The sequence below is a fragment of the Lactovum miscens genome, assembly GCF_014202895.1.
In the GTDB taxonomy this organism is placed as follows: domain Bacteria; phylum Bacillota; class Bacilli; order Lactobacillales; family Streptococcaceae; genus Lactovum; species Lactovum miscens.
Map to the genome: position 1 here is coordinate 46,502 of NZ_JACHHV010000002.1, position 24,514 is coordinate 71,015.

Annotated in this window: 18 protein-coding genes; all 18 read right to left on the reverse strand. The window is 34.1% G+C overall.

Going from position 1 to position 24,514, the window contains the following annotated elements:
* Positions 1–65: 65 nt before the first annotated feature.
* A complete protein-coding gene (locus HNQ37_RS00950) occupies positions 66–1,325 on the reverse strand; it encodes a diaminopimelate decarboxylase family protein (protein WP_183538408.1) in 1,260 nt (419 codons plus the stop codon).
* Between the two features lie 76 nt (positions 1,326–1,401).
* Positions 1,402–1,782: a TipAS antibiotic-recognition domain-containing protein gene (locus HNQ37_RS00955; RefSeq protein WP_183538410.1), complete on the reverse strand. Its 381-nt coding sequence runs from the start codon at positions 1,780–1,782 to the stop codon at positions 1,402–1,404.
* 321 nt (positions 1,783–2,103) lie between these two features.
* Entirely contained in the window at positions 2,104–2,643 is a 540-nt protein-coding gene (gene hpt / locus HNQ37_RS00960) for a hypoxanthine phosphoribosyltransferase (protein WP_183538412.1), read from the reverse strand.
* A gap of 13 nt (positions 2,644–2,656) precedes the next feature.
* Entirely contained in the window at positions 2,657–3,910 is a 1,254-nt protein-coding gene (gene tilS / locus HNQ37_RS00965; RefSeq protein ID WP_246415545.1) for a tRNA lysidine(34) synthetase TilS, read from the reverse strand.
* Positions 3,907–5,244, reverse strand: coding sequence for a serine hydrolase (locus HNQ37_RS00970; RefSeq protein WP_183538414.1), 1,338 nt, complete (start codon positions 5,242–5,244; stop codon positions 3,907–3,909). Before HNQ37_RS00970 ends, tilS begins: the two co-directional genes overlap by 4 nt.
* Positions 5,219–6,661, reverse strand: coding sequence for a 4-hydroxyphenylacetate 3-hydroxylase N-terminal domain-containing protein (locus HNQ37_RS00975; protein WP_183538416.1), 1,443 nt, complete (start codon positions 6,659–6,661; stop codon positions 5,219–5,221). Before HNQ37_RS00975 ends, HNQ37_RS00970 begins: the two co-directional genes overlap by 26 nt.
* Positions 6,662–7,066, reverse strand: coding sequence for an FtsB family cell division protein (locus HNQ37_RS00980; protein ID WP_183538418.1), 405 nt, complete (start codon positions 7,064–7,066; stop codon positions 6,662–6,664).
* Positions 7,047–7,331 carry an RNA-binding S4 domain-containing protein gene (locus tag HNQ37_RS00985; RefSeq protein ID WP_183538421.1) on the reverse strand — a complete coding sequence of 95 codons (285 nt, stop codon included), beginning with the start codon at positions 7,329–7,331 and terminating at the stop codon, positions 7,047–7,049. The genes HNQ37_RS00980 and HNQ37_RS00985 overlap by 20 nt, the downstream gene beginning before the upstream one ends.
* Positions 7,332–7,457: 126 nt before the next feature.
* On the reverse strand, positions 7,458–10,931 hold the full coding sequence (mfd, locus tag HNQ37_RS00990) for a transcription-repair coupling factor (RefSeq protein ID WP_183538423.1): 3,474 nt from the start codon (positions 10,929–10,931) through the stop codon (positions 7,458–7,460).
* A 23-nt stretch (positions 10,932–10,954) separates the two neighbouring features.
* Positions 10,955–11,524, reverse strand: a complete 570-nt coding sequence (gene pth, locus HNQ37_RS00995) for an aminoacyl-tRNA hydrolase (protein WP_183538424.1) — start codon at positions 11,522–11,524, stop codon at positions 10,955–10,957.
* Between the two features lie 171 nt (positions 11,525–11,695).
* A complete protein-coding gene (gene ychF, locus HNQ37_RS01000; RefSeq protein ID WP_183538426.1) occupies positions 11,696–12,811 on the reverse strand; it encodes a redox-regulated ATPase YchF in 1,116 nt (371 codons plus the stop codon).
* 106 nt (positions 12,812–12,917) lie between these two features.
* The gene (locus tag HNQ37_RS01005) at positions 12,918–13,115 is read right to left on the reverse strand and encodes a DUF951 domain-containing protein (protein ID WP_183538428.1); all 198 of its coding nucleotides are present in this window, start codon (positions 13,113–13,115) and stop codon (positions 12,918–12,920) included.
* A gap of 25 nt (positions 13,116–13,140) precedes the next feature.
* Positions 13,141–16,719: a helicase-exonuclease AddAB subunit AddA gene (addA, locus tag HNQ37_RS01010; protein WP_183538430.1), complete on the reverse strand. Its 3,579-nt coding sequence runs from the start codon at positions 16,717–16,719 to the stop codon at positions 13,141–13,143.
* Positions 16,720–16,723: 4 nt separating this feature from the next.
* Positions 16,724–20,044 (reverse strand): PD-(D/E)XK nuclease family protein, encoded by a 3,321-nt coding sequence (locus HNQ37_RS01015; protein ID WP_331035757.1) that lies wholly within the window; start codon positions 20,042–20,044, stop codon positions 16,724–16,726.
* Between the two features lie 129 nt (positions 20,045–20,173).
* Positions 20,174–21,316: a DNA polymerase III subunit beta gene (gene dnaN / locus HNQ37_RS01020; protein ID WP_183538521.1), complete on the reverse strand. Its 1,143-nt coding sequence runs from the start codon at positions 21,314–21,316 to the stop codon at positions 20,174–20,176.
* Between the two features lie 219 nt (positions 21,317–21,535).
* Entirely contained in the window at positions 21,536–22,918 is a 1,383-nt protein-coding gene (dnaA, locus tag HNQ37_RS01025) for a chromosomal replication initiator protein DnaA (protein ID WP_183538434.1), read from the reverse strand.
* Positions 22,919–23,252: 334 nt separating this feature from the next.
* Positions 23,253–24,035, reverse strand: a complete 783-nt coding sequence (locus tag HNQ37_RS01030; protein WP_183538436.1) for a ParB/RepB/Spo0J family partition protein — start codon at positions 24,033–24,035, stop codon at positions 23,253–23,255.
* Positions 24,028–24,498 (reverse strand): Rrf2 family transcriptional regulator, encoded by a 471-nt coding sequence (locus HNQ37_RS01035; protein ID WP_183538437.1) that lies wholly within the window; start codon positions 24,496–24,498, stop codon positions 24,028–24,030. Before HNQ37_RS01035 ends, HNQ37_RS01030 begins: the two co-directional genes overlap by 8 nt.
* Between the last annotated feature and the right edge of the window lie 16 nt (positions 24,499–24,514).

Consider the following 24,514-nt stretch of genomic DNA (forward strand, 5'->3'; position numbering starts at 1 on the left):
ATCAGGATTAAAAAAACCTTTACCTTCTCGCATAGAAAGTAAAGGTTTTTTTAATCCGATTTCATTTAGTCCCAGTTAAGCCCTTTAAATGTTGCAAAGTAATCATCTTCAGTCTCTGCACGGCGAATCAGCTTGTAGCTACCATCCTCTTTAAGCAAAACTTCAGCTGAACGCAACTTTCCATTGTATTGATTCCCCATAGAGTATCCATGAGCTCCAGTGTCATGGATGACCAGTAAATCACCTACTTCAATTTCTGGAAGTTGACGTTCAACCGCAAACTTATCATTATTTTCACAGAGTGATCCTGTCACATCATAAATGTGTGTCTCTTCCAAATTCTCTTTTCCAGCAATCGTTATATGATGATATGCCCCATAAATAGAAGGTCGCATCAAGTCAACAGAAGAGGCATCCACTCCAACATAATCCCTATAGGTATGCTTCAAATGCCTGACTCTTGTTACAAGATTTCCATATGGACCTAGCATAAATCTACCAAGTTCAGTAAAGATTTTCACATTTGAAACAGAATTCTCTGTTAAAATCTCATGGTAAGCCCGCTCAACTTTTTTGCCAATCTCATAAATATCCGCAATTTCATCTGTCGGTTTATAATTTACACCAATTCCACCTGACAAATTAACAAAACTTAAAGTCACTCCAGTTTCTTGTTTGATTTCCAAAAGAAAACTAAAAAGCTGACGAGCAAGCTCAGGATAATAATTATTTCCTTCAGTGTTAGAAGCCCAAAAAGCGTGAATCCCGAATTCTTTAACTCCAAAATCTTTTAGCCTTATAATTCCTGCAAGAATTTGCTCTTTAGTCATCCCAAATTTTGATTCTTCTGGCTGGCTCATAATGTCAGTACCAAGATGAAATTCACCGCCTGGATTATAACGCAAACAAATTGTTTTCGGAAAATCAAAATTTGCGTTTTTAAGAAAATCAATATGCTCAAATGCATCAAGATTAATATAAGCACCTAAATCTCTTGCCTTTTGATAGTCCTCAAGCGGAGTCACATTAGAAGAAAACATAACTTCTCCTGGTTGAAAACTTAGTCTTTTTGCCATGGTTAACTCCACATTACTGGCACAGTCCAAACCACAATTTTCCTCCTGCAATATCTTCAAAATTGTTGGATTCGGTGTAGCTTTCACAGCAAAATATTCCTTAAAGCCTTTATTCCAAGAAAAAGCTTGGTTTAGGGCTTGAGCCTTCTCTCGAATACCTTTCTCATCGTATAGGTGGAAAGGTGTTGGAATATCATGAGCGATCTCTTCTAGTTTTTTCTGATTTGTTAGAGCAAGCTTTTTTACCATAGCTCACTATAGCATATCTATCTTAATTTTTCTATATAAGTTTCTTTATTTTTATTCAAATTTACTTTGCATAATATCAGGTCATCTCACCTCTAAAAAACTCGGAAACACCTTCAAAATCTCGGTCGTAGTTTTTACAAAAACGAGCATCTATAACATACATTTCTGACAAATCTTTGTGAGCTTCAGGTGTCACTTGACCAGTCCAATAATGAGATTGCCTATCTCTATAGATTTCAATAGCTTGACATGCTAGTTCTTTGTCCTTAATTGGAAAATCTTTATTAAGTAAATCGACAACCTTTTCATGTTCTGCTTCTAATTTTTGAAAGTCTTCTTTCGACATTTTAAGGTATTTCCCATTTGACGCGGCTATTTTTTCCTTGCCATGCTTTTCAAGAATCTCTTTACCAAATTTGACTTCTTTTTCTGAAAGGCTCAAAATCAATTTAGGCAAAAATAACACCTTTTTTAAGTCGGATTAAGTGCTGTGATAAGCCTAATTTCTAAGAGAGGTAAATCAAGTTCACGCAAACTCGTGATAAAAAAATTCGACTTATATCTGCTTGACTGTAACTACGATATGAATTTTCATCCCTTTCAGGACAAAGAATCCCTGCTTCCTCACATACTATGAGTGTTCCAGAACTTAAGCCAATCTTTTTTATATTCATTTTCACCTCATATACATATTTTACATCTTGACATGAAGGCAATGTCAACAACTTAAGTAGATTTTCGTAAAAAAAACGTTCCTGAAGGAACGCTTTCTAATTGTTTATCCCATGTAAACTTCTTGCTTCAAAACACCAACATATGGCAAATTACGATATTTTTCATCATAATCAAGTCCAAATCCAACTACAAATTCATTCGGAATTGGGAAGCCTGTGTAATCAGCTTCAATTTCAACTTTGCGACCTTCTTTTTTGTCAAGCATAGTAACGATTGTTACCTTTGCTCCACGATGCTCAAGTAATTCTTTCAGATACTTAAGTGTCAAGCCAGTATCAATGATGTCTTCAACAATAATAATGTCACGTCCATTAACGGGGGTGTCTAGATCCATGATCATCTTCACTTCACCAGAAGTCTTAGTTCCACCATGATAAGAAGAAACAGCCATAAAATCCATTTCAACATGTATATCAATTCGCTTTACAAGCTCTGCTAAGAAAGGAATAGAACCACGGAGAATACCTAAGATTAAAGGAGTCTTTCCTTCAAAATCTTTAGTCAGTTGAGCACCAATTTCTTTCGAACGTATGGTGATTTCTTCCTCGGTAATTAAAACCTTTTCAATATCTTTTTCAAGCATTTAGCTTCTCCTCTTATCTTGAGCGGACCCTTGTCCAGATTGTTCTCTTAATTTTAGCACTTTGCAAGTCTAAGCTCAAATCTGAAGTCGTCGAAATTGAGGGAATTGCATAAATCTCTGGCCCTACTGCAATAACTGGAAAATCACGATTTTCCAAATCTATCTTATTATCAATAAAAAACTTTTTCAGTGTCTTTCTTTTACCGTGAAACTGGATTGAATCCCCACTCTCACGGATTCTTATCTCATAATCCATATCAACTGGAAAATTAACCTCTAAATAACTTGAATTGTTCGGATTTTTCTCTAAAACTTCAAGCTCTTTTTCACTCTTACTTGAATCAATATAAAAATCAGTTGAATCTTTGACAAAATAATAGACTTTTGAAATTAATCCGTGATATTGTTGCGGGCGCCTAACAATTTTTAGTAGGTCATTAAAGGTTCTTTTATTAAGTTTCAATTCCTGAAATTGAACCAAGTATTTTTGAAAAATAAAATACTGCAATCCTTCACTTTGGCTCAAAAACATCGATAAATTTACTCGCTTCCCAACTAGATCAAGACCATTAATTTGCTCATCAATAATTGCCAATGCAAGCCTACTTTCATCAGCTAAATCAATTAGTACTTCCTGAATTTTAGGATTTTCCACTTTCAATTCAGGCAAATAAATATTCCTAACTCGATTTCGTAAATGTTCATTTTCGGAATTTGTTTTATCTTCAAAGAAAAAATCAGCATTTAGTTCTGACTTCTCAAATGTTAAAAAAGGACGAATTAACTCCCCTCCAGCAAAATATTGTCTTTCCAATATGCCATTTAAGTGACGTAAACGTCTTCCAGTCAACAATCGCATAAAAACAGTTTCAGCTTGGTCTCCTTTATGATGTGCCGTCACTAAAACTGTAAAAGCATTTTCTTTCATAACCTTTTCAAAATAATCATATCTAAATTTTCGAGCTGCTTCCTCACTAAAAGTTCCTGAAAACTCAGCAAAGTAAAAAGGAACTCCTAACTCAGCCATTTTGTTTCTGAGGTAAGCTTCTTCATAATCAGATGCCTGTCTAACTTTATGATTAATATGGGCGACAGCCAATTTAATTCCAAAAGATTCTCTTAAATTGTAGAGCCAATTAAAAAGAGTCATTGAATCTTGACCGCCAGATAAGGCAATTAGAACTCGCTTATTTTTCTCAAAGAATTTCTTTTTTAGACAGAGCTTATAGAATTTGTACTCATTTGGACTCATTTTAGGGTTCGTCATTTCATCACCTCATAAACTGTTTTGGAGATCTCAGTAATGACGCTGTCCGGCTGGTTTCCTGTTGTCATTACCACCAAAATATATGGTTGACTGGTAAAAACAACTGCTGCATCATGATTTTCTTCATCTGTAATTCCTATTTTGTGGGCAACAGAAACTTCATCCGGAATTGCGGCTTCAATACGGCTACCATCATAGGATGTATCAAATAAAGAGTTGAATGCTGCACCTCCTTCATCATAGAGACCATTCAGAACATTTGCTACCATATTAGTATTTGCTTTTCTCGTGTCAAATGACCAAGTCTTTCCAGCTAATTTATTGATTGTCGTTTGGAAAGATAGTGAAAACTTTCCTGTTTCATAATATGACAGCATATTTGATGCCACGTTATCAGATTCCTTTGCAGTCAAGTTAATGAGATCCTGCAAACTATACATTTGATCGTCTGCCGTCTTACTCATTGACCCTGTTCCAGATGGAACAAAGGCTCGCCATGCGGTATCATCAACTTCTGGAACATATTTAAGTTGGTCTGACAGACTTGCTTTGCCATCAAGGATTTGTTTTTGCGTCCAATAAAGAATTGCAAGCTTCCAGAGACTTGCTGAATAAATCATACGATCGGAGTTGACAGATGCTGTAAACTTGCTGTCAAGTAACTTTGCTGTAATTGAAACATTTGGATTGTTCCCATATTTTGAAATTAAAGTCTTCTGAAGAACTGTGAGTTTTGGATCTTCTAAACTCACAGATTTTGCATCCAGCCAGGCCGTTCGGCCACCATCAAATGATACTTCGTAATAAGTTCCCCAGTGAGTAGTTGCTATGGCTAAAGTTTTTAAAGCCTGATTTCCATCAATTGTAAGATATTGCTTATTATCATAACTTGTAAAGGGACTGTAAAGGGAGTTGACAGTGTTTGTCGTGTAAACAGTTGTTGAGATTTTTTTATTAGACAAAATAACATCCGAACCAACGTTTTTAGCATTTGCAGAGATAAAACTGCCATCTGAAAGTTTGTAAACAGGAGGATATCCAGATTGATCTATTAAGTCAGCAATAGAAAGTCTAGTGTTTGATTTAATTGTATTTTTGACAGAGTTTAAAGTTTGGTCAGTATAACTTTGAATCTCTTTTAAAGAGATTGCCCTGTCAGGAATTACTGAAAGATACTTGGCAATTGGAGGTCTTTTGACAACCTCTACTTTATCTTTTTTAGGAAGTAAAAAAAATGCTGGTAACAAAAAAATTATCAGCGCTAAAAGTGGAAGCCATCTCTGTTTGATGGCTTCAATTGTTTTTTTACTATTTTGCTTTAGACTTTGCAGCATCCCCTAAAATCCTATTAATCATATCATTTCCAGCAGATAAATCTTCATTTTGCCAGTGTTGAATCTTGATGAACATTGGATTACCACCATGTAGTAATTCATAGGTACGTTGACGTTGACCAAATGATTCATTTGCTACATCCCACGCTAAATTCAAAAGTAATGCACGTTCTTCAGCTAACATCAAAGGACTTGTTAAACTTGATTTTAAAATATCTGCAATCTCAGGGATTTCAAACTGTTTAAAGTCAGGAACTCCAACGGCTGAACCACTTGAAAACTCTGCAATCACTGACAAAACTTCATCATAGTATTTAGTCAATGTTGAACGCACTGCCAATAAGATTTGCATATTAGGTGTGTAAACATCACCTTCCATGTGACCAGTTGATTCACTAGCTACAACAGATGCGCGTATCATTTCCAAGTTGATAGTCAAGTTACCTAGAATTTCTTGAACACGCGTAAAGCCAGTTAATCCTAACTTCTCAGCCAATTTTACCGCGAGGGCAGTTGCAAATTCAAGTTTGACCGAGCCACGAACCTCATCTTGGTGCGCTGTATGAACAAAGATACCACTTCCTGCAAAGAAGGCATTTGATAAGTCAACATTACCGCAAACAAAGAGATTTTCATTAGGAATAAAGACATCATCGAAGATGATGAAGGCATCCAACTCATCAAAGGCATTAGCCAAGGGATGATCACGTAAGTCATCACCTCGAAAGGTTGGCTTACGACATACGGTCTTGACTCCCTTAGCATTTAGTGGCAACCAAAAAGCCAATGCAAATTTTGAATCTTCTGGATGAAGACCTGGTAAATTAAAAACTAATAGTTGATCCGCAAATGGGGCAAGTGTATTAACTTGCTTAGCCCCCCGAACTACTACTCCATCTTCTCTTTGCTCTTTAATCCAGACACCAGCAAATTCTTCACCTTGATCTAATAATTGCTGTAGACCTTTACTACGATCAAGTTGTGGATTTTGAATAGCATGAGAAACGAATAAATCATCATGACGAATTGTTTTTGCCCAATTTAAGGCATTCTCAAAATAATTCGCTTTCTTATCTGATCCAAGAACAGAGGCATATTCTGGCAAGATTGCTACACCTGTGTCAATAAAGTCTGGTGTACGGCCTAACATACCGCACGATTCACGTGCAATCTTCTCGTAAACCTTACGTTTTTCAATCAAGTCTTCAGTTGAACGCGGGGTAATGAAAAGCTTGGATATGGACTCTCCATTTTCATCCTCAAAACTCATGGAAGGATCCGTTTCACGCAATTTGTAGTATCTCTGAATTACCTTTAGCGTTTTTGAAAAAATTACTTCAGTGGTCAAATCCTCAATTTTTTTTCCATTAAAAAAGACTTCACGACCGTCATTCAAATTTCCGTTTTTGGTTGTCATTTAATTTCCTTCATTTTGTGTCGCAACACTGCTTGACGAGCTAGGTGTTGTAAATATTTTCTCGCCCGGCTTCACAAATTGATAGCGTGCTCTTGCATACTTTTGTAAATAAACGGAGTTTTGCATGTTCTTAATAAGCTCTGCCTGACTAGATGCCATGTATTTTATATCTTTGCTTTGGGAAATGGTCCTTGTTTCTGTTGTCCGGGCACTTTGGAGGGACTGAAAAGATTTAACTAGACCATAGGTAGGAATTGCTAATACAATAACAACAGTAATCAAAATTAAACCCAAAAACTTTCTTTTTGGTCCACTAGATGTTTGCCTGTGTTTTGCCATTTGTTGATTGGTATATTCATTATTTAAACGCACGACGCGTGGTTTATTATTCGTCTGTTGGTCCATCTGAACCTCCATTAATACGAGTTTCCTTCACGATTTCATACATTTTTTCAGCGTCATCTTTGCGAACATTTTCAGTAAGTAAAAGTACACGTGCCTCAAGAATTTTATTCCCAAAGCGAATGTTAATGAGGTCACCAATTTTTAAACTCGTTCCTGCTTTCGCAAGTTTTCCATTGACTTGAACACGGCCCTTATCTGTGACTTCTTTGGCAACTGGACGGCGTTTAATAATACGCGAAACTTTTAAGAATTTGTCTAGTCTCATAGGTAAAATTATAGCATTTTAAGCCCCTATTTCAAAGCTACTTGTAAAATTATAACTAATCAGTAAAAAATAAAGAAACTGCTCACTTTTCAAAATATGAGACGAGCAGCTTCTTTTAATAATGTTTCACGTGAAACATTTTTTATTTCGAATATCTGACAAGGCTTCAGTAAACTTAATAATTTCCTGAAGCCAAAAAATATCTGTTTTTTCAGGTACAAGCTTTATAAGAATTTGCCCTTGTTCCTCAGTTATTGTAGCTTCAAGCACAGTTTCTGCCAAGGCTTCAAAGTACTCTTGACCATCATAAATTGCTTTTGAAGAAGAATCAAGCTTCACGATTATTTCATGAGATCTCTTCTCTATTTTATCGACTAATGCATTATCCGAAAAATACTTCAAAAGACCAATTTCCAAAAGCCACGCAACTTCATCTGGATAAGCTCCAAAGCGATCCAACAACTCTTCACCCAAATCTTCATAATTTTTTCGACTATCAATCTGACGAATACGTTTATAAATTTCAATTTTCTGTCGTTCGTCAGAGATATAGTCTGAAGGGAGAAAGGCGTCAAGACCAAGTTGAATCTCCGCATTAGTTTTGCGTTTCTGTTTGTTTTCTCCCATCCCTTTTTGAACCGCTTCTTCCAGTAGTTGAGAGTATAACTCATAACCAACAGAGTCAATAAAGCCTGATTGCTCAGCTCCCAACAAATTCCCTGCTCCCCTAATTGAAAGATCACGCATTGCTATCTTAAAACCTGAACCTAGCTCTGTAAATCCTTTAATCGCTTCAAGTCGTTTTTCTGAAACTTCAGAAAGAATTTTCTCCGGCTGATACATCATATAAGCGTATGCCACTCGATTCGTACGGCCGACCCGTCCCCTTAGTTGATAAAGTTGAGACAGCCCAAATTTATCAGCATTCTCTATGAAAAGTGTATTAGCATTCGGAATATCCACTCCCGTTTCAATAATTGTAGTTGAAATGAGCATGTCATACTCGCCATGAATAAATGCAAGGAGCGTATTCTCCAGCTGAATCTCAGACATCTGACCATGGATAGAGGCAATTCTAGCTTCCGGAATCAAATCTTCTAACTGGGCAACCTTTTGTTCAATTCCCTCAACTCGATTGAAAATATAAAATGATTGTCCACCACGTCCCATTTCACGAAGGACTGCATCACGAATTACTCCGTAATTTTGTTCCATTACATAAGTCTGAACAGGGAAACGATTGGTTGGTGGAGTTTCAATAACAGATAAATCACGAATTCCAAGCATTGACATGTGCAATGTTCGGGGAATTGGGGTGGCTGTTAAGGTTAAGACATCAACTTGACTCTTCAATGCTTTAAGTCTTTCTTTATGCTTAACTCCAAAACGTTGCTCTTCATCAATCACTAATAGTCCAAGGTCAAAAAATTCAATATCTTTTGACAAGAGACGATGAGTTCCAACAATTAAATCAATGCGCCCCTTCTTAAGTTTAGCAATAATTTCCGCTTGCTGTGATTTTGTTTGAAAACGCGATAAAACTGCTACATTAACTCCAAAATCAACAAAACGTTCTGACATATTTTGATAATGCTGTTCTGCCAAAACTGTAGTAGGGACAAGAACCGCAACCTGTTTATGGTCGTTGATTGCTTTGAAAGCTGCTCGCATAGCGACTTCGGTCTTACCGAATCCGACATCTCCAACAACTAAGCGATCCATAGGACGTGACATTTCCATGTCTTTTTTAACCTCAGCAATTGAACGCAATTGATCCGCAGTTTCTGGGTAAGGGAAACCCTCATCAAATTCGCTAACATTATCATCGTCTACTGAAAAAGCAAATCCTTTTTGGGCTTGACGAGCTGCATAAAGCTTGAGTAGATCTTCAGAAATATCCTCAACCTGTTTTTGAACAGACTTATAAGCATTTTTCCAACGGCCATCATTGAGGCGATTGATTTTTGGAGCTTTACTTTCTCCAGCTGTATACTTACTGAGTGCATCCAGTTGATCAACTGGAATTGAAAGTGTATCACCCTTCTGATACTCAATTGTTAGATAATCGCGATGAATACCAGAAATTTCTATGGTTGAAATTCCTCGATATTTACCAATACCATGAGTCCGATGAACAACATAATCTCCAACGGACAACTCATTATAATTCTTAAGGCGCTCTGCATTCGTAATATTCAAACGCTGAATACGTTTTTTTCTTTCTCGTCCAAAAACCTCAGACTCCGTAATTAAAACAAGTTTCTCGTCCACATAGACAAAGCCGTTTGAAAGTGAAAAGCCTAAAACATTTACTTTTCCTTCAATAATTTCACCATTTACAGATTTAGTAAACTCAATATCAGTATTTTTTAAAGCATTCGCTATCTTCTCAGCATTTCCAGTAATAATCACTGTAAACTTTTGCTTTACAAATCTGTCAATTTCAGTGTAAAGCAATTCCATTTGACCAAAAAATTGTTGCATTGAATGCTGGTTAAAGTTATATAAAGCATCAAATTTCAAATTTCCTAAACCTTTTTGGAAATTTGAAATATAGGTAACAGCATTACGAGATCTAAGTTCATGAAGAGAATCAGCAAGATATTCCTGTCCATCAAAAGCCCTTTCCATTGTCTTCTCGGACAATTGAAAATCTGCTAATTCGAGAGAGATTTTATGATCCATTTCAGTTATCTTTTGAAAATCATCTACAAAAATTTGTGTATTATTAGGAATATAGTCGATTAAAGTATATTTTTTTTCAAAAAAATACTCAGCAAACTTACGTAAATCCTTATGAGAATAATGATTTTTTATTGCAGAGAGAATTTCTTGAAAGTAACTATTATCCGAAACATTGTTTTTTTCCTCAATTAGTTTGGCTCCCCTATCAAACTCTTTGCTAGTTAGAACAAAGTCCGTTGCTGGTGCAATCTCCACAATGTCAAGATCTTGTAAACTTCGTTGACTATCAGCATCAAATTCACGAATTGTATCAATTTCATCTCCAAAGAATTCAATTCGAATTGGATTTTCAGCTTCTAGCGTATAGACATCAAGAATGTCTCCTCGTAGTGAAAACTCCCCCGGTCCCATGACACGCTGAACTCGCTCATAACCGGAAACAGATAGCAAATGAACCAACTGTATAAGTGGGTACTCGTCGCCCTGCTCAAAAATAACAAAATTTTCTTGAAAATTATCTGGACTCGGTAATAGTGTTCGTAAAGATAGTAAAGGTATGATTAAAAAACCCGCAGTAGATGGGTCTAACAAGAAATTTAGTGCGGATAAACGGTAGGCCGTTCGATCTTTACTCGCCATAGCAAATTCAGCAAAGACATTGTCATCAGAAAAATACTGAAAGACATTTTCAGTACCTATTAATGTTGATAACTCGTCTACCATTTCATTTGAATGAAATTGATTATCAGTGATTACAACATATTTCTCTGGTTGATTTGAGAAAGCATTTGCCATTGCTAGAGCTTTACTTGTTCCAGAAAGTCCTGTTAATAGGCTACGTTGTGCCTTTGCAAAACCCATTTCCCATTTTTGTAAATCGCGGTTTTTATTTAATAATTCGATTAAATCGGACATTTTTCTTTCTTTCAGCTTAAATTTTAACCATTATATTTACTCATGGTATTTTCAAAACTATTACCTTCAAGATAATATTCAATAGCATCAACCGCCTTACGTATACCAATATTAGCCTCTTCAGTTTCATTCTCATCAAAACGTGAAAGGACATGATTGACAACTGTCCAACCAGTTTTGGGACGACCAATCCCTATCTTGATTCTTTTCCAATCTTCCCCACCTAAATGGGTAATCAAAGACTTGATTCCTCGTTGCCCTCCAGATGAACCTTTTTGACGCATCCGAAGTCTACCTGTAGGTGAATCCATATCATCAACTACAACTAGTAAATCTTCCAAATCAAGATTGTAATAAGTTAATAAAGGTTTAACTGCGCGACCTGATTCATTCATAAAAGTTAAAGGTTTAACCAAAAATATTTTTTCACCGTTCACATAAGCAGTGGCTATGGAAGCTGAAAAAGTTTTATTCTCCGTAAAACCTACCCCAAGTTCTTGGGCCAAAAGATCGACCGTCATAAAGCCCATATTGTGGCGTGTAATCTCATACTTTTCTCCTGGATTTCCTAATCCTACAATCATCTTCGTCATTAAATAATACTCCTTTACGAACGCAAAAATGCTGAAAGTTCCGTTTCAGTTTTGTCTTAGTATACTATTTTATTTCAATTTTTAAATCAAAACTCAAATAAATAGTTTTAAAACATCTAAATAAAAATGGTGACCGCTCACCATAGTTAATCAATCTATTGTAAACTAACTTTACACATTAAAACGGAACTCCATGATATCCCCATCTTGACCTACATAATCCTTTCCTTCTTCACGAAGTCTACCAGCCTCACGGACCGCCTTTTCAGAACCATATTTAATTAAGTCATCAAAAGATATGGTGACCGCACGAATAAAACCTCGTTCAAAGTCTGTGTGGATTATACCTGCCATCTGTGGTGCCTTCATACCTTGTTTAAAGGTCCAAGCACGGCATTCTTTTTCACCGGCTGTCAAAAAGGTTGAGAGCCCCAACAAGTGATAAGCAGCGTGTGTTAATTCATCTATACCTGATTTCTCAAGTCCAATAGATTCTAGGAATTCTTTTTTATCTTCTTCAGCTAAATCAGCAATTTCTTCTTCAATTTTTGCAGAAATAACAACTACCTCAGAATTCTCGGTCGTAGCAAAATCACAAATTTGCTTGACATATTCAATTGAAGCAGGTACACCTACTTCATCCTCTGATACATTTGCAACATATAGTACTGGTTTGCTTGAAAGAAGGAAAAGACCCTTAACAATCTTTTTCTCTTCTTCATCAAATGAAATTGTACGAACAGATTTACCTTCTTCAAGGACAGATTTAATCTTTTGTAATACATTAAACTCGGCCACAGCAACTTTATCAGTTTTGGTTTTGGCAATTTTAGCCACACGTTCATATCGTTTGTTGACAGATTCAAGATCGGCAAGAATTAATTCAAAATTTATTGTTTCTATATCAGAAATTGGATCCACAAAAGCACCTTCGTGGTTTTGCTCACGCATTACGCTCTCATCATCAAAAGCTCTTACCACATGAATAATTGCGTCGACTTCGCGGATGTTAGCTAAAAATTTATTTCCAAGACCTTCACCTTTTGAGGCACCCTTTACAATACCAGCAATATCTGTAAACTCAAAGGTTGTATGAACAACTTTTTTTGTGTTATAAATTTTTGCTAATATATCAAGTCGACTGTCAGGTAGTTCAACCACGCCAACATTTGGATCAATAGTAGCAAATGGATAATTGGCAGCTTCCGCGCCTGCTCGAGTGATGGCATTAAATAAAGTTGACTTACCAACATTAGGTAAACCTATAATTCCAGCTGTTAAAGACATTTAATAGAAACTCCTCTAAAATAAGTTGTCTACATTTTAGCAAAAATCAACATTTTTTGCTAACTGATAGAATTAATGCCTTTTAATAATGTTAATTTCAATGAATTTACAAAATCTTCTTCATCTTTCGCTCAAATTCCCAACGGCTCATCATTATTTCATGTTCACAATTTGAGCAACGAAGTTTTATGTCAGCACCGAGGCGTGTGATCTCAAATCTGTTGGCATGTTTTCCTGTTGACTTTATCTTACAGGCATGAGGTTTTTTCATTTCAACGAAATTTCCCAAGTCATAGCTTTCCATAAATTTCTCCCAATAAATTGCAAGTCTAATCAAGTTTTTCTACTATCACTTTAGTAGGACCACCTAATAAGATCAAGTATTTTTCTACAGTAAATCCAGGGTTTGCCTTAACCAAAGCTTCTGAATAAAGCCTCTGCTGTTCAATATATCTATCCTTGATTTCGTCAATTTTTGATTCGTCTTTAAAGAAATCTGTTTTATAATCAAAAAGAATTATATTATTGGAATCTAAGTAATATCCATCAATAATACCACGAACCACTGTTTGTTCAACAAATTTTCCTTTCTTTTCAACCGTCTTTAACATTGAAAAAGGTTGCTCCAAATGTAAATTGTTTGCATTTCGAATCAAGGCTTTTCCAAAATTCGTATCAAATAATGTCAATATCTTTGGAATGTCAATCGCTTCTTCCAATACTTCTGGTAAGTTCATGTTATCAAGTTGAGACTGTAAAGTAAATAAATCTGGATTTTGAAAATTTAGATGTTCCATAAAGCTATGAACAACTGTTCCTCTATCTGTAGAGCTGTAAATTTTACTGTCAAGCATGTCAAGCTCAAATTTAAAGTCTTTTTCAAATGGAATATCTTCATCATATTTAAGTATTTGTCTCTCCAACATACTTGGTGAAACGTTGCTTGATAGTCTCGTCGCTTCTATATTGTACGTGTTGAATTCCATGATTTTCTTTGCTTTAACAAAATCTTGACCTACTTCCAATTTATTTGACCAGCTTGTTTCATTTTCTGAAAGTTGAAAGAGAATTTCGGGTTTTATATGTTTCATTTCGATGTTAGATTTAACACCTTCAAAAATTAGTGATCCCTTCTGTTCAGTCAAAAAATTCAACAAAGTCAATATCCAAGTCAAATAACCTTTACTTGGCAATTTTTCAAGATTTAAAGAAACTTGATTGACAATTTCTTCAGCTTTATTGACTTTTCCAACCATGTAAAGTTTCTTCTTTGCACGTGTAAATGCCACATAAAGCATCCTTAACTCTTCCTCAATAATTTGGTGGGTTTGCTTATTCTTATTTATTAGATAAGGGATCGTTTCCATTTTAACCAGGGCATGTGGAAAGTCTGAAGTAATTTTTTTGTCTTTAACAAGATCAGCTGTAAACTTGATCCCTGCTCCCTCTTCCTTATCAAGCAAGATATCACTTCGAAAATCTAGAGCACTAAATTTTGATTGAAAGTTCATTACGAAAACATAATCAAATTCAAGGCCTTTTGATTTATGAATAGTTTGAATACGGACAGCGTTTTGTGGGAGACGATTATTTACATCAATTAAATCATTATTTTGTTCCAAATAATTGTCAATCATGTCAATGAACTTCACTAATCCTTTGTAGCCGTTACTTTCATATGACAAAGCTCGAGAAACTAATGATTGTAAATTTGCTTGACGTTGCTCTCCATTTGGCAAAGCACTAACATATTCCATATAAAACGTATCAAGATAAATTCTATTAAGTAATTCATGGACGGAAGAAGTAGCTGACAATTTTCTCCAATTCATAAAAGTCACTTCAAAATCAGTCAACTTATTGTAAAGATTACCCTCAAATTGAATGTTTTCAGAGTGAGCCTTTTCCCAAAAATTTTCTCCTTTTTGTAAGCTGATTCTAGCCAGATCATCATCAGAAAAATTAAATAAAGGAGAATGTAAGGTAGCAACCAAGGGGAGGTCGAAAAGAGGATTATTAATAGCTCTAAGTACATCCAACATAATTTGAATTTCAATCGATTTCAAGTAATTTTCTGGTACTTCATCAAGAACAACTGGTATCCCATGAGATTCAAAAATCTTTTTAATCTTTTCATTGTTTGATTTGGTCCGCACTAACACTGCGATATCCTTAGGTGCTACATCGTCATTAATTAGGTTTACAATTCTGTTAGCTGCTAATTCAATTTCACCATGCGAAATTTCAAAATTCTCAAGTTCGTTTGATTCAACTCTTTCATTCGCTTGACCTGATTGCTCTGAACAATAAATTAGTAATTCTGCTTGAGGTGAAATACCCATAGGCAACCGATATTCCTCATTAAACCTATCTAACAATGTGTCTTCCCGTTTTGGAAAGACTAACTTTTCTTTTTCACCATAGCTCGACATTAGCTTGACAAAAACATCATTGGTAAATCCTAAAACTTCCTCACGCGATCGAAAATTTTCCTGCAGGAGAAGCAGCCTATTGTTCTCATTTGATTCATCCTGTGGAAAATTATCATATTTTATTTTGAAAAGGCTAGGATCTGCTTGACGAAAACCATAAATTGACTGCTTAATATCACCTACCATAAACATATTATGACCATTTGACAATAATTGATAGAGTTTTTCTTGTGCTTTGTTGGTATCTTGATACTCATCGATCATTATCTCAGAATACCTTTCTTGTAAGGTTTGATGAATCTCTGGATGCTCACTCGATTCTAAAATCTCTAAAGCAAAATGAAGAATATCGGAAAATTCAAATGCAGCAAGTTCTTTCTTTTTATCCATATATGTTCTCGAGAAATTTTGAATAAAATCTCTTAAATCCTCAAGCATTTTTTGGGCTGGTACATGATAATATTCTATTAATTCTGAAAAACGAACCTGTTCTAAAAGAACAAAAATGGAACCTTTAAGTTTTTCTGGACCGCCCCCCATGACTTCATAAAATTTATCTTGAAGTCCCAATTCTTTTGCATCTTTACCTTTGAAGTTATTCCCATTTAACTTTGCATTTGTTTTTAAACTACTGACAATTTCTGTAAATTCTTTAAAGTCTTTTTGATTGATGGCTTCGAATATGTAAGTTGAATTTTCAATCCATTTTTTTACTGCTTCATTTGTATTTTTAGATAAAGCCTTTTGATCTATTGCCACATTGAAAAGGCCAATTAGATCTTCAATACCTTCCTTGACTTGATCCAAGTTTAACAAATCATCTGGTAAAACTCGAAAATTGGAGTATAATTCAAAACCTTGTAAAAAGTTTGTATTCAACCAATCCGTAACATTTTCTGTTGATTGACAGAAGTTGTAAACTTTGTAAACCACATTTTTAAAACCATCAATATTTCTATCATTTGAAAAGTTCTTGACTAGTTTTTCAAATTTTACATGATTTTCCGCTGATAGATAATCTTCAATTAAATCTTTAAAAATTTGATTTTTAATTAATTCCTGTTCAGCTGAATCAGTTAAAACTCGAAAATTTGGATCAATATTTACAATATTGTAATAATCCTTAACTAATGCATTTGCGAATGCATCTGTTGTTCCAACCGTTGTAAATGGTAATTCTTGTAAAGCTCTGTTAAAAAGTTGCTTAATTTCTAATGAATTCTCATCATTTTTAAGTTCAATTCTAATTGCAGATTCTATGCGATTTTTTAATTCTGCTGCAGCCTTTACTGTAAAGGTTGAAATAAAGAGCGAAGATAAAGATACGCCTTTTCGAATTTTTTTGATAATTCGATTAGTTAACACAAAGGTTTTACCAGACCCAGCACTTGCTGAAACTAATACATTTTTAGGTTCTGAATAAGAGATTGCCAATTCTTGTGAGGCAGTTAACCTTAATTTGATCTTTTCAGACATGTCTTTAATCCTTTCTAGCTTTCATCTCTTCTAAAACTTTTTTCCAATCTTTTGCTTTTACAGAACTACCATCACTAAAAGTATTAATCTTTCTCCCTATATGTCTTGTAGCTTCAAATTTGCAAATTGATTTGAACGGACAAAAACGACAACCAGTAACATTGTATTGATCATCTGCATCTGTGTAAATAGGGTTTACAGCTATTTGACTTGATTGTAACCTCGAAATACCTTCTGAGTACTGATGAACAGCAAAATCAATTAACGCTCCAATGTCATCTGCTGAAAATTGATTTCCTGAACTATTCCACGTTTCATTTTTGAGTTGAACAAATGAAGCTATTTTATTCGTATCATCAATAGCTGAAGAGTTAATCAATCCTTTATATTTCATTTGTTCTAGCAATTTTTGGTTCACGTCTGTCAAACTAGACAATTCAGATAATATTAAAGTTGGGTTTTGAAGATGCAAATATAGCGCGCCCCAAACACTTGAATCTTTCGATAAAGCTGCTAGATATGTTAAGAGTTGTAAACTTGTCTTGTTAAAAACTTCTGTTAAATTAAAATCATGACGCCCTGATTTGTAATCAGTTGCTCCTATTAGATTTTCAAAATGATCTACTCTGTCAATCTTACCTTTGATGTTAATTCCTCGAATTTTAGAGAATTCAACTTCAGTTTGATTCTTTTCAATTTCAAAAACCTGGATAGATTTTTGAATCATTATTTTTGATTGCTCTAAAATTTCTGACAAATTTAATTTTGTAAACATTGACAAGAAGTCTCTTTCAAAAAGTTTTTGATACTCCAAATCAACTTTACATTGAGCTTCCCTTAATTTTTTGTCAAATTTTTCTGAATCCAAAACTTCTGAAGATCCATCCTGTAATAATATTTGAAAAATTCTATGGAAATAATTACCTATTGTGCTTGATTCCAGAGTTACTTCTTCAAGCTCTTTTAGTCCCAGTGTTTTATCTAAGAAATATTTATATTCACAGTTATAAAACTCTTCAAATGAAGAGGCAGATGGAGTCAATTTGCTATACATCTGATTAGATACTTTGCGAGAAAGACCCGATGATTTAATATCGTTATTATCCAATTTTGTTAATCTAGCGAAATAAGGATCTTTTTCTATAAGGTAATTTTTTATCTTTACCCAGAAGTTTTCCTGATTATTTTCATTTACATCCTCCAAATCCATTGACAAGACTGAACGCATAGTTGATTCAATGTTACCTATATGTTTTATTCCTTCATTTAGTTTTGCAGTGTAAACTTTTTTGACAGGGACTTTATACGATTTTAAGAGTTGAATTAGTGGAGGATTTTCATTTTCTTGAAGATTGTTAAAAATCTGAGGGCTTGATAGTGTTAATTTTTGTTTTGCCGAATTTAAAAGTGACAAGATTGCAAAATTTGACTTACTAATACTACTAGTTTCAAGTTCCTCAATAAATTTTTTATCCTGACCATTTTCATTAATTAAGGCACGATCACTATCGGATAATAAACTAGTATTTCTCTTAACATGTGGAAAATTACCGTTGGTTAAGCCCACAGCATACACAAACTCGTTTTCTCTCGGTTGAACCAATTCATAATCACGTACACGAACTGAATCAACAGTCCCAGGAACTTGCCTAAAAGCAGCCGTTTTTACGCCAGAAACCAAAACATCCAAGAACTCGTCAACCGTGAGTTTCTCGCCCAAAAAAACTTCTTGAAATTCTGATAAAGTTTTTTGAAATAATTTCCAAACCTGTTGATGTTTATCTTTTAATGTTTCATCTTTGGACTCATTATAAAGGTGTTGAAAATTTTCAGGGATATTACCGTATTTCAAAAACTTTAAAAACTTTGAAAGAAGATTTTCAACTGACGTTTTTTTGGTCCCTAAAAATTCACCTAATGGGGAATTTTTTGAAATTAATTCTTTTCGGATATTCTCAATTTTCTCAGCCTTATCGAAGTAATGTTTCTTATAATTTGATGGATTCTCAGGATAATTCATAGAATTGAACACATTTGAGAATTTAATTTTTCCACGAATTTTAAACTTTTTCAAATAATATTCAAAATTATCTAAATATTGTAAATCCGACTTTACAGTACTGTAAAGTTGAGTTTTTAAAAGATTTACAACATCTACTGCTTGGTAGTTATTTCTCTTAATTGACTGAATAGATTCAATAAATACAATCAAAGGGTGATTTCTCATTAATTCTTGTTGTGAATAGAAAAATGGAATCTCGTAAAGTTGAAAAATCTGCTTGATAGGTAATTCATATTTTTCAACATTTCCCACTAAGACCGTAAAGTCTTTATAATGCTTATTTTCTAAAACAATCTTTTGCCGAATTTCCTTGGCCACCATTTCTACTTCAGCAGTCACGTTTTCAGCTTCCCAAATCTCAACCTTTTCTGTGCCAAATGGCACATCAGAAAGTTCATTTTCTAATAGAAAATCATTTTCTTTCTCCCAGATAGTTGTTAAATCATCATAAACTTTATCAATATTTTTGGTTTCTCTTTCCTCAATCATATCTATTGAAAAACTATCAATCGTTTTGACTGCTTCAGAGTATACACCAATGACATTATTATGTTGTTTATATGAGCGCGCATTTGCATATGTCCCAATAACAACGCGATCGCTCAAGGCATTTATTAATAGTTTTTCTTGTGCTGAGAATCTTGTAAAACCAGCAATCACAAAAATAGAATTCTCAATCAACGACTTATATTTTCCTTCAACCACTTCGTCAATAAATAAAGAGTAAACATCTATCGAAAGAAACTTATCCTCCAGCTCTGCTTCAAAGCGACAAATGATTTTTTTTAAATCCCTGTTCTTTTCTGATTCAGCTAATTTGCCATTCACCAAATCCTCTGCAACTAAGTTCGATATCTTCATTTCCTCCCTTAGTTGAATTAACTTTTCAATAAAACTTTGAGAGTCACGCATTTTATCAAAATAAGATAGTTCTCCATCTTTAAAATTGTGAAGGACTTTTCGAAAAAGCATAGCCTCACCAATTGATGATAATTGGGTCTTCTGAGCAAAGTTAGCCCTATCCTGGAAATAATATGGCAGCTGTTTAAAACGTGTCACTAGGACGTCAAAAACAGCCGTTTCTGAGTCTCTTGAAAGATTCATTAGAAGTTTCCGCTGTTCCAAGACTTCTCTCTCTTTTTCGAAAGAAAGAGAAGAAGGAACAATATAGAAAATTCGTTTATTGTCTAATCGCAAATTTTCTAATTCTTTTGTAAGAATTTCTGTTAAGTCTGAAGTTATTTCTGTATAAATGACACGCATAAATCTATCACAAGCACCTTTCCAAAAATTGTTGATACTTAGTATATTTTTAATCTTTTATAAAAATAAAAGACCAACTAACGTTGGTTTAATTATAACAAAATTGCACTACTAAGAAAAAAGGAATGGTTAGTTCGTACGAACAGGTGTAATCAATTGAATGAAGTTTTCACTATCATCTTTTGGCACAAGTGTAAATGGACGAACATTTGAAATGAATGAAATTTTAACTTTTGGTTCTTTCAAAACACGAAGTGCATCAATTAGAAATTGTGGGTTGAAACTAATTTCTATATCTTGCCCACTTTTTTCAAGCATAGTTAATTCTTCGAATGAACTACCAACTTCAGGCGTGTTAACTGTCAACATTAACTTATCATCATGAACAGACAATTTAACAGTTCCTCCTTGAAGTCCCGCAGTCAAGAGTTTAGCACGATTCATAGCATGAAGAAAATCAGCAACATCCAAAATTAAGTTTAAGCTATAAAGACTTGGATCTGGAATTAAACGGTCTGTATCTGGGTAATTTCCTTCGACCAATCGTGAATAAAAATTGATTGTTGAATTCTTGAATAAAATTTGAGTAGCATTCAAAAACACAGAAATTGTATCTTCATCATTTGAGAATACAGAACGGAAACTATTAATTGCACGATTTGGCACAACCACTTGGAAATCTTCGCCAAATGATTCAAGTTTAATACGACGTTGACTTAAACGATGTGAATCTGTAGCTACTGCTTGAAGGTTCTGGTGATCAATGAGTTGAATATTGACTCCTGTCAATATTGGCCGAGATTCTTGAGTCGAAACCGCAAAGGCAGTTTCATTAAAAAGTTCTTTCAATTCACCGACCGCAATTTTTGTTGAAGGTTTGGCAGTAATTTGTTGAATCATAGGATAAAGTTCAGGCTGCTGACCTTTAAGAGTAATTTCTGATTTTCCTGAACTCAATTTAACTTGATAATTTTCAATTTCTTCGAATGTAAATGTAATATCTGGAAGTTGGGCGACAATTGAGTCAAAGAAGTTAGCTTCCAACAGAATAGCACCTTCAGAGTCAATCAACATACCTGCATCTTTATCATTAGCTGGAAGTAGTTTCTCAATAGAAATTTGTCCATTGGAAGCCGTGAAGTGAATTCCTTCCGAGGTAACTTGAATCTTAAGCTTAGACAAAACAGGGATGGCAATCTTTGAACCTATAGCTTGTTTAGCGATTCTCATGGCTGAAAGAAAAGCATTTTTATTAATCGTAAATTGAATCATTATTTTATGACCTTTCATTATGAAACTGGCTACGCCATCATTATTATATATTAAATATAATAATAAATAGTAACAGTAGTAATAAGTCTTGTGAAAAAGTTGAAAATAGACTTTGAGATAGATTTAAATAGTCTTTTGAGAATTAAAAACATGTGGAAAAGTCCTAAATTAAATTGAATAAGTTGTTAAAAAGAAAAGAAAAGAAAAAATTTTTTCAGATTAACCTTCGAGTTTTCTTTTTAGATTATCGACATCTCTTTGAGTCTCGTTATCATTCTTCAACTTATCTGTAATGACACGCACTGCATACATGACGGTCGTATGATCACGTTTACCAAACTCTTGCCCAATTGCTGGAAGAGATGTAGCTAGTAAATCACGTATAAGGAACATTGCCACTTGACGAGCATAGGCAATTTCTTTGATTCTTTTTGGACCAGATAAATCAGCCACAGGAAGATGAAAGTATTTAGAAACTTCATCTTTTATTTTTGTTATATTGAGATTGTTTTTTCGACTATGTGAATTAGAAGAACGAAGATTTTCAATGGCTTTTTCAGCTGTTGAAATTTCAACCGTTGAATTTTTTTCCATTTTCGCAAGGAATTCGACTTGATTCAAGGCACCTTCAAGTTCACGAACATTGGAATTAATTTGACTTGCAATATAAGAAATTGTCTCATCAGGGAAATTCAAACCAGTTTTCTCGGCTTTATTCATAAGAATTGCCATACGAGTTTCAAAGTCAGGAATTGTGATATTTGTAGTTAATCCCCATGAAAAACGACTGACTAAGCGCTCCTCCAAGTTATTCAACTCTGAAGGTGGACGGTCAGAGGTTAAAACAATTTGAGCTCCTTTTTCATGTAACGCATTAAAAGTTTGGAAAAACTCATTTTTTGTTCCTTCCTTATCAGAGAAAAATTGTACGTCATCTAAAAGAAGTAAATCAAGATTACGATACTTTTCCACGAAGCTGTCCATTTGTTTTTTTCGACTTGCATTGACATAATCAGTGACAAATGCTTCAGAACTCACATAGATTAAGCGAGAACGAGGATGCTTTTTAAGAAATTCATTTCCTATCGCATGAAGCAAGTGAGTTTTTCCCAGACCTGAATTTCCAAAGATAAAAAGTGGATTGTAAAGATCTCCTGGTGAATCTGTAATAGTTAGCGCAGCCGCCAAAGTCATACGATTTTGATCACCTGCTACAAAATTGTCAAAGCTATATTTTTTTTGTAAATTTGTTCTAACTGGCTCAAGGATAGTTTCACTAAAATTATCTGGAGTTTCTGTTCTTGTTTCAATTGATCTATTCATCTCTTTTCGGTCTGCATCTGACATATCAGCATCTGAAAGAATTTTGATTGTTAAAACATCTCCGTAGACTTCAAGGCTAGCAGTGTTAAAAAGATCTGTTTGCCTCTTTAAAAAGTCTTTGTGCATGTCAGAATTAATTAAGATTTTAGCTTTATTGCCGCTTACTGAAATAAGTTTTGCGGGAGCAATAAAGTAATCATAAGTTGCTTTAGGTAGGTTTTGCCTCGCCAATTCATTGACACGATTCCAAAAGCGTTTATCCGATTCTTTTAATGGCATCTCTTTCCTTCTTAAATAAAATATTTCATAAACTTTTCATTCCAAATTGTTAATCTCCAAAATTACACATATCCTGAATTGTTAACTTCCATATAGAATAACACTTTTAAGAATGACTTTCAACAAAATAATAAAAAAAATTTTTAAAAATGAACAGCATAATTAACAGGTGGAAAATTTCTGTGGAAAAAGTGGAAAAATTTGAATTACTAACAGAAACTTTTAGTTGAAAATTGCAATTGTATTGGGTCCAAAGGTTATGCACATTTCTGTTTAAGTTAACATAATTGTGTAAAATTTATGTGTAAAAGATTTATAAATCAAAAATTTGATGTTAAAAATTTGATGATGAAAGTTTATTTATTAGATTTTCCAACTCATCAATGCTATTGAATTTTATACTCAAATTTCCTTGATGGTGTTTATTTTCAGTGATTTTAACTGTGTTTCCAATTTCTTTTTTTAATTTTTCTTCAATTTCTTCAATAAAAATATTTTTTGCCTTTGTTCTAGAATTTTTATCTTTATGATAGATTAATTGTTCTATTTCACGAACAGATAAATGTTTTTTTCTAACAAGACGTGCTAGTTCAATTTGTTGTATAGGATCTGATTCAGCTAATAGAGCTCTAGCATGACCAGCTGAGAGTTCACCAGATTCTACAAGAAAAGTCAATTCATTTGGAAGCTGGAGCAATCGAATCGTATTTGAGACAAAAGTCCGTGATTTCCCAATAATTTGAGCAATTTCTTCATGTTTTAAACCGGATTTTTCAGTGAGATTGAAAAGAGATTTTGCTTCTTCTATTGGATTTAGATTCTCTCTTTGTAAGTTTTCTAGAAGAGCCAAGATTTGCATCTGTTGATCATTGTAGTTTCTTACAATCGCAGGAATTTCATTCAAATTTGCAATACCTGACGCAAGAAAACGACGCTCACCAGCTAATAATTCATAACCAAAAACTTTTGATTTACGAACAATAACTGGCTGTAAAACCCCATTTATTGTTATAGATTTTGCAAGTTCTTTGAGTTTTTCTTCATCAAAATGCATCCTTGGTTGATAAGGATTTCGTACGATTTCGCTGAGTTTTAAGTTTAAAATTTCTTCAGTCATTTTCGTTAATCCATTTTTTCAAATTACTAAGATCATAGTTACTTTCTGTCTCCTCTTTCACTCGTGCTAATGTAACCTTTGATAGAGTAGAAAACAAATTATTTTCGATAGTGTTCATGGCATCTGAAATTGAACATTTTTGTCCCTTGTCTGAATCTAGGCCAAGAAAATTAATAATTAAGCGTTGACTGTTAAAAATTCTTCCACGCCCTTCCACAGCTGTAAAAACATCATAAAAAGTGATATCTTCTATTTTTTTAGTCAAAGAAAATCCACCATTTTTTCCTGGGGTGGATTTTAGTAATCCTTCATCAACGAGAGATTTTATAATTTTTTTTAAATAAGAAGGAGAAACTTTTAAGCGCTCAGCAATAGCCATTGAACTCATAGAAGAGCCCGCAGGTAAATTCGCAAGAATCAGTAAGGTATAAACAGATTGCTCCCAACCAAGTGATAACTTCATAGCTTGACAACCTTTC

Coding starts and splice junctions, on each gene's coding strand:
- HNQ37_RS01030 (WP_183538436.1), bottom strand. CDS start 24,035: ATGACTGAAGAAATTTTAAACTTAAAACTCAGCGAAATCGTACGAAAT.
- mfd (WP_183538423.1), bottom strand. CDS start 10,931: ATGTCCGATTTAATCGAATTATTAAATAAAAACCGCGATTTACAAAAA.
- HNQ37_RS00970 (WP_183538414.1), bottom strand. CDS start 5,244: ATGCTGCAAAGTCTAAAGCAAAATAGTAAAAAAACAATTGAAGCCATC.
- HNQ37_RS00975 (WP_183538416.1), bottom strand. CDS start 6,661: ATGACAACCAAAAACGGAAATTTGAATGACGGTCGTGAAGTCTTTTTT.
- hpt (WP_183538412.1), bottom strand. CDS start 2,643: ATGCTTGAAAAAGATATTGAAAAGGTTTTAATTACCGAGGAAGAAATC.
- addA (WP_183538430.1), bottom strand. CDS start 16,719: ATGTCTGAAAAGATCAAATTAAGGTTAACTGCCTCACAAGAATTGGCA.
- dnaN (WP_183538521.1), bottom strand. CDS start 21,316: ATGATTCAATTTACGATTAATAAAAATGCTTTTCTTTCAGCCATGAGA.
- ychF (WP_183538426.1), bottom strand. CDS start 12,811: ATGTCTTTAACAGCTGGAATTATAGGTTTACCTAATGTTGGTAAGTCA.
- HNQ37_RS01005 (WP_183538428.1), bottom strand. CDS start 13,115: ATGGAAAGCTATGACTTGGGAAATTTCGTTGAAATGAAAAAACCTCAT.
- HNQ37_RS01035 (WP_183538437.1), bottom strand. CDS start 24,498: ATGAAGTTATCACTTGGTTGGGAGCAATCTGTTTATACCTTACTGATT.
- HNQ37_RS00980 (WP_183538418.1), bottom strand. CDS start 7,066: ATGGACCAACAGACGAATAATAAACCACGCGTCGTGCGTTTAAATAAT.
- HNQ37_RS01015 (WP_331035757.1), bottom strand. CDS start 20,044: ATGCGTGTCATTTATACAGAAATAACTTCAGACTTAACAGAAATTCTT.
- HNQ37_RS00950 (WP_183538408.1), bottom strand. CDS start 1,325: ATGGTAAAAAAGCTTGCTCTAACAAATCAGAAAAAACTAGAAGAGATC.
- HNQ37_RS00985 (WP_183538421.1), bottom strand. CDS start 7,331: ATGAGACTAGACAAATTCTTAAAAGTTTCGCGTATTATTAAACGCCGT.
- dnaA (WP_183538434.1), bottom strand. CDS start 22,918: ATGCCATTAAAAGAATCGGATAAACGCTTTTGGAATCGTGTCAATGAA.
- pth (WP_183538424.1), bottom strand. CDS start 11,524: ATGACGAAGATGATTGTAGGATTAGGAAATCCAGGAGAAAAGTATGAG.
- tilS (WP_246415545.1), bottom strand. CDS start 3,910: ATGACGAACCCTAAAATGAGTCCAAATGAGTACAAATTCTATAAGCTC.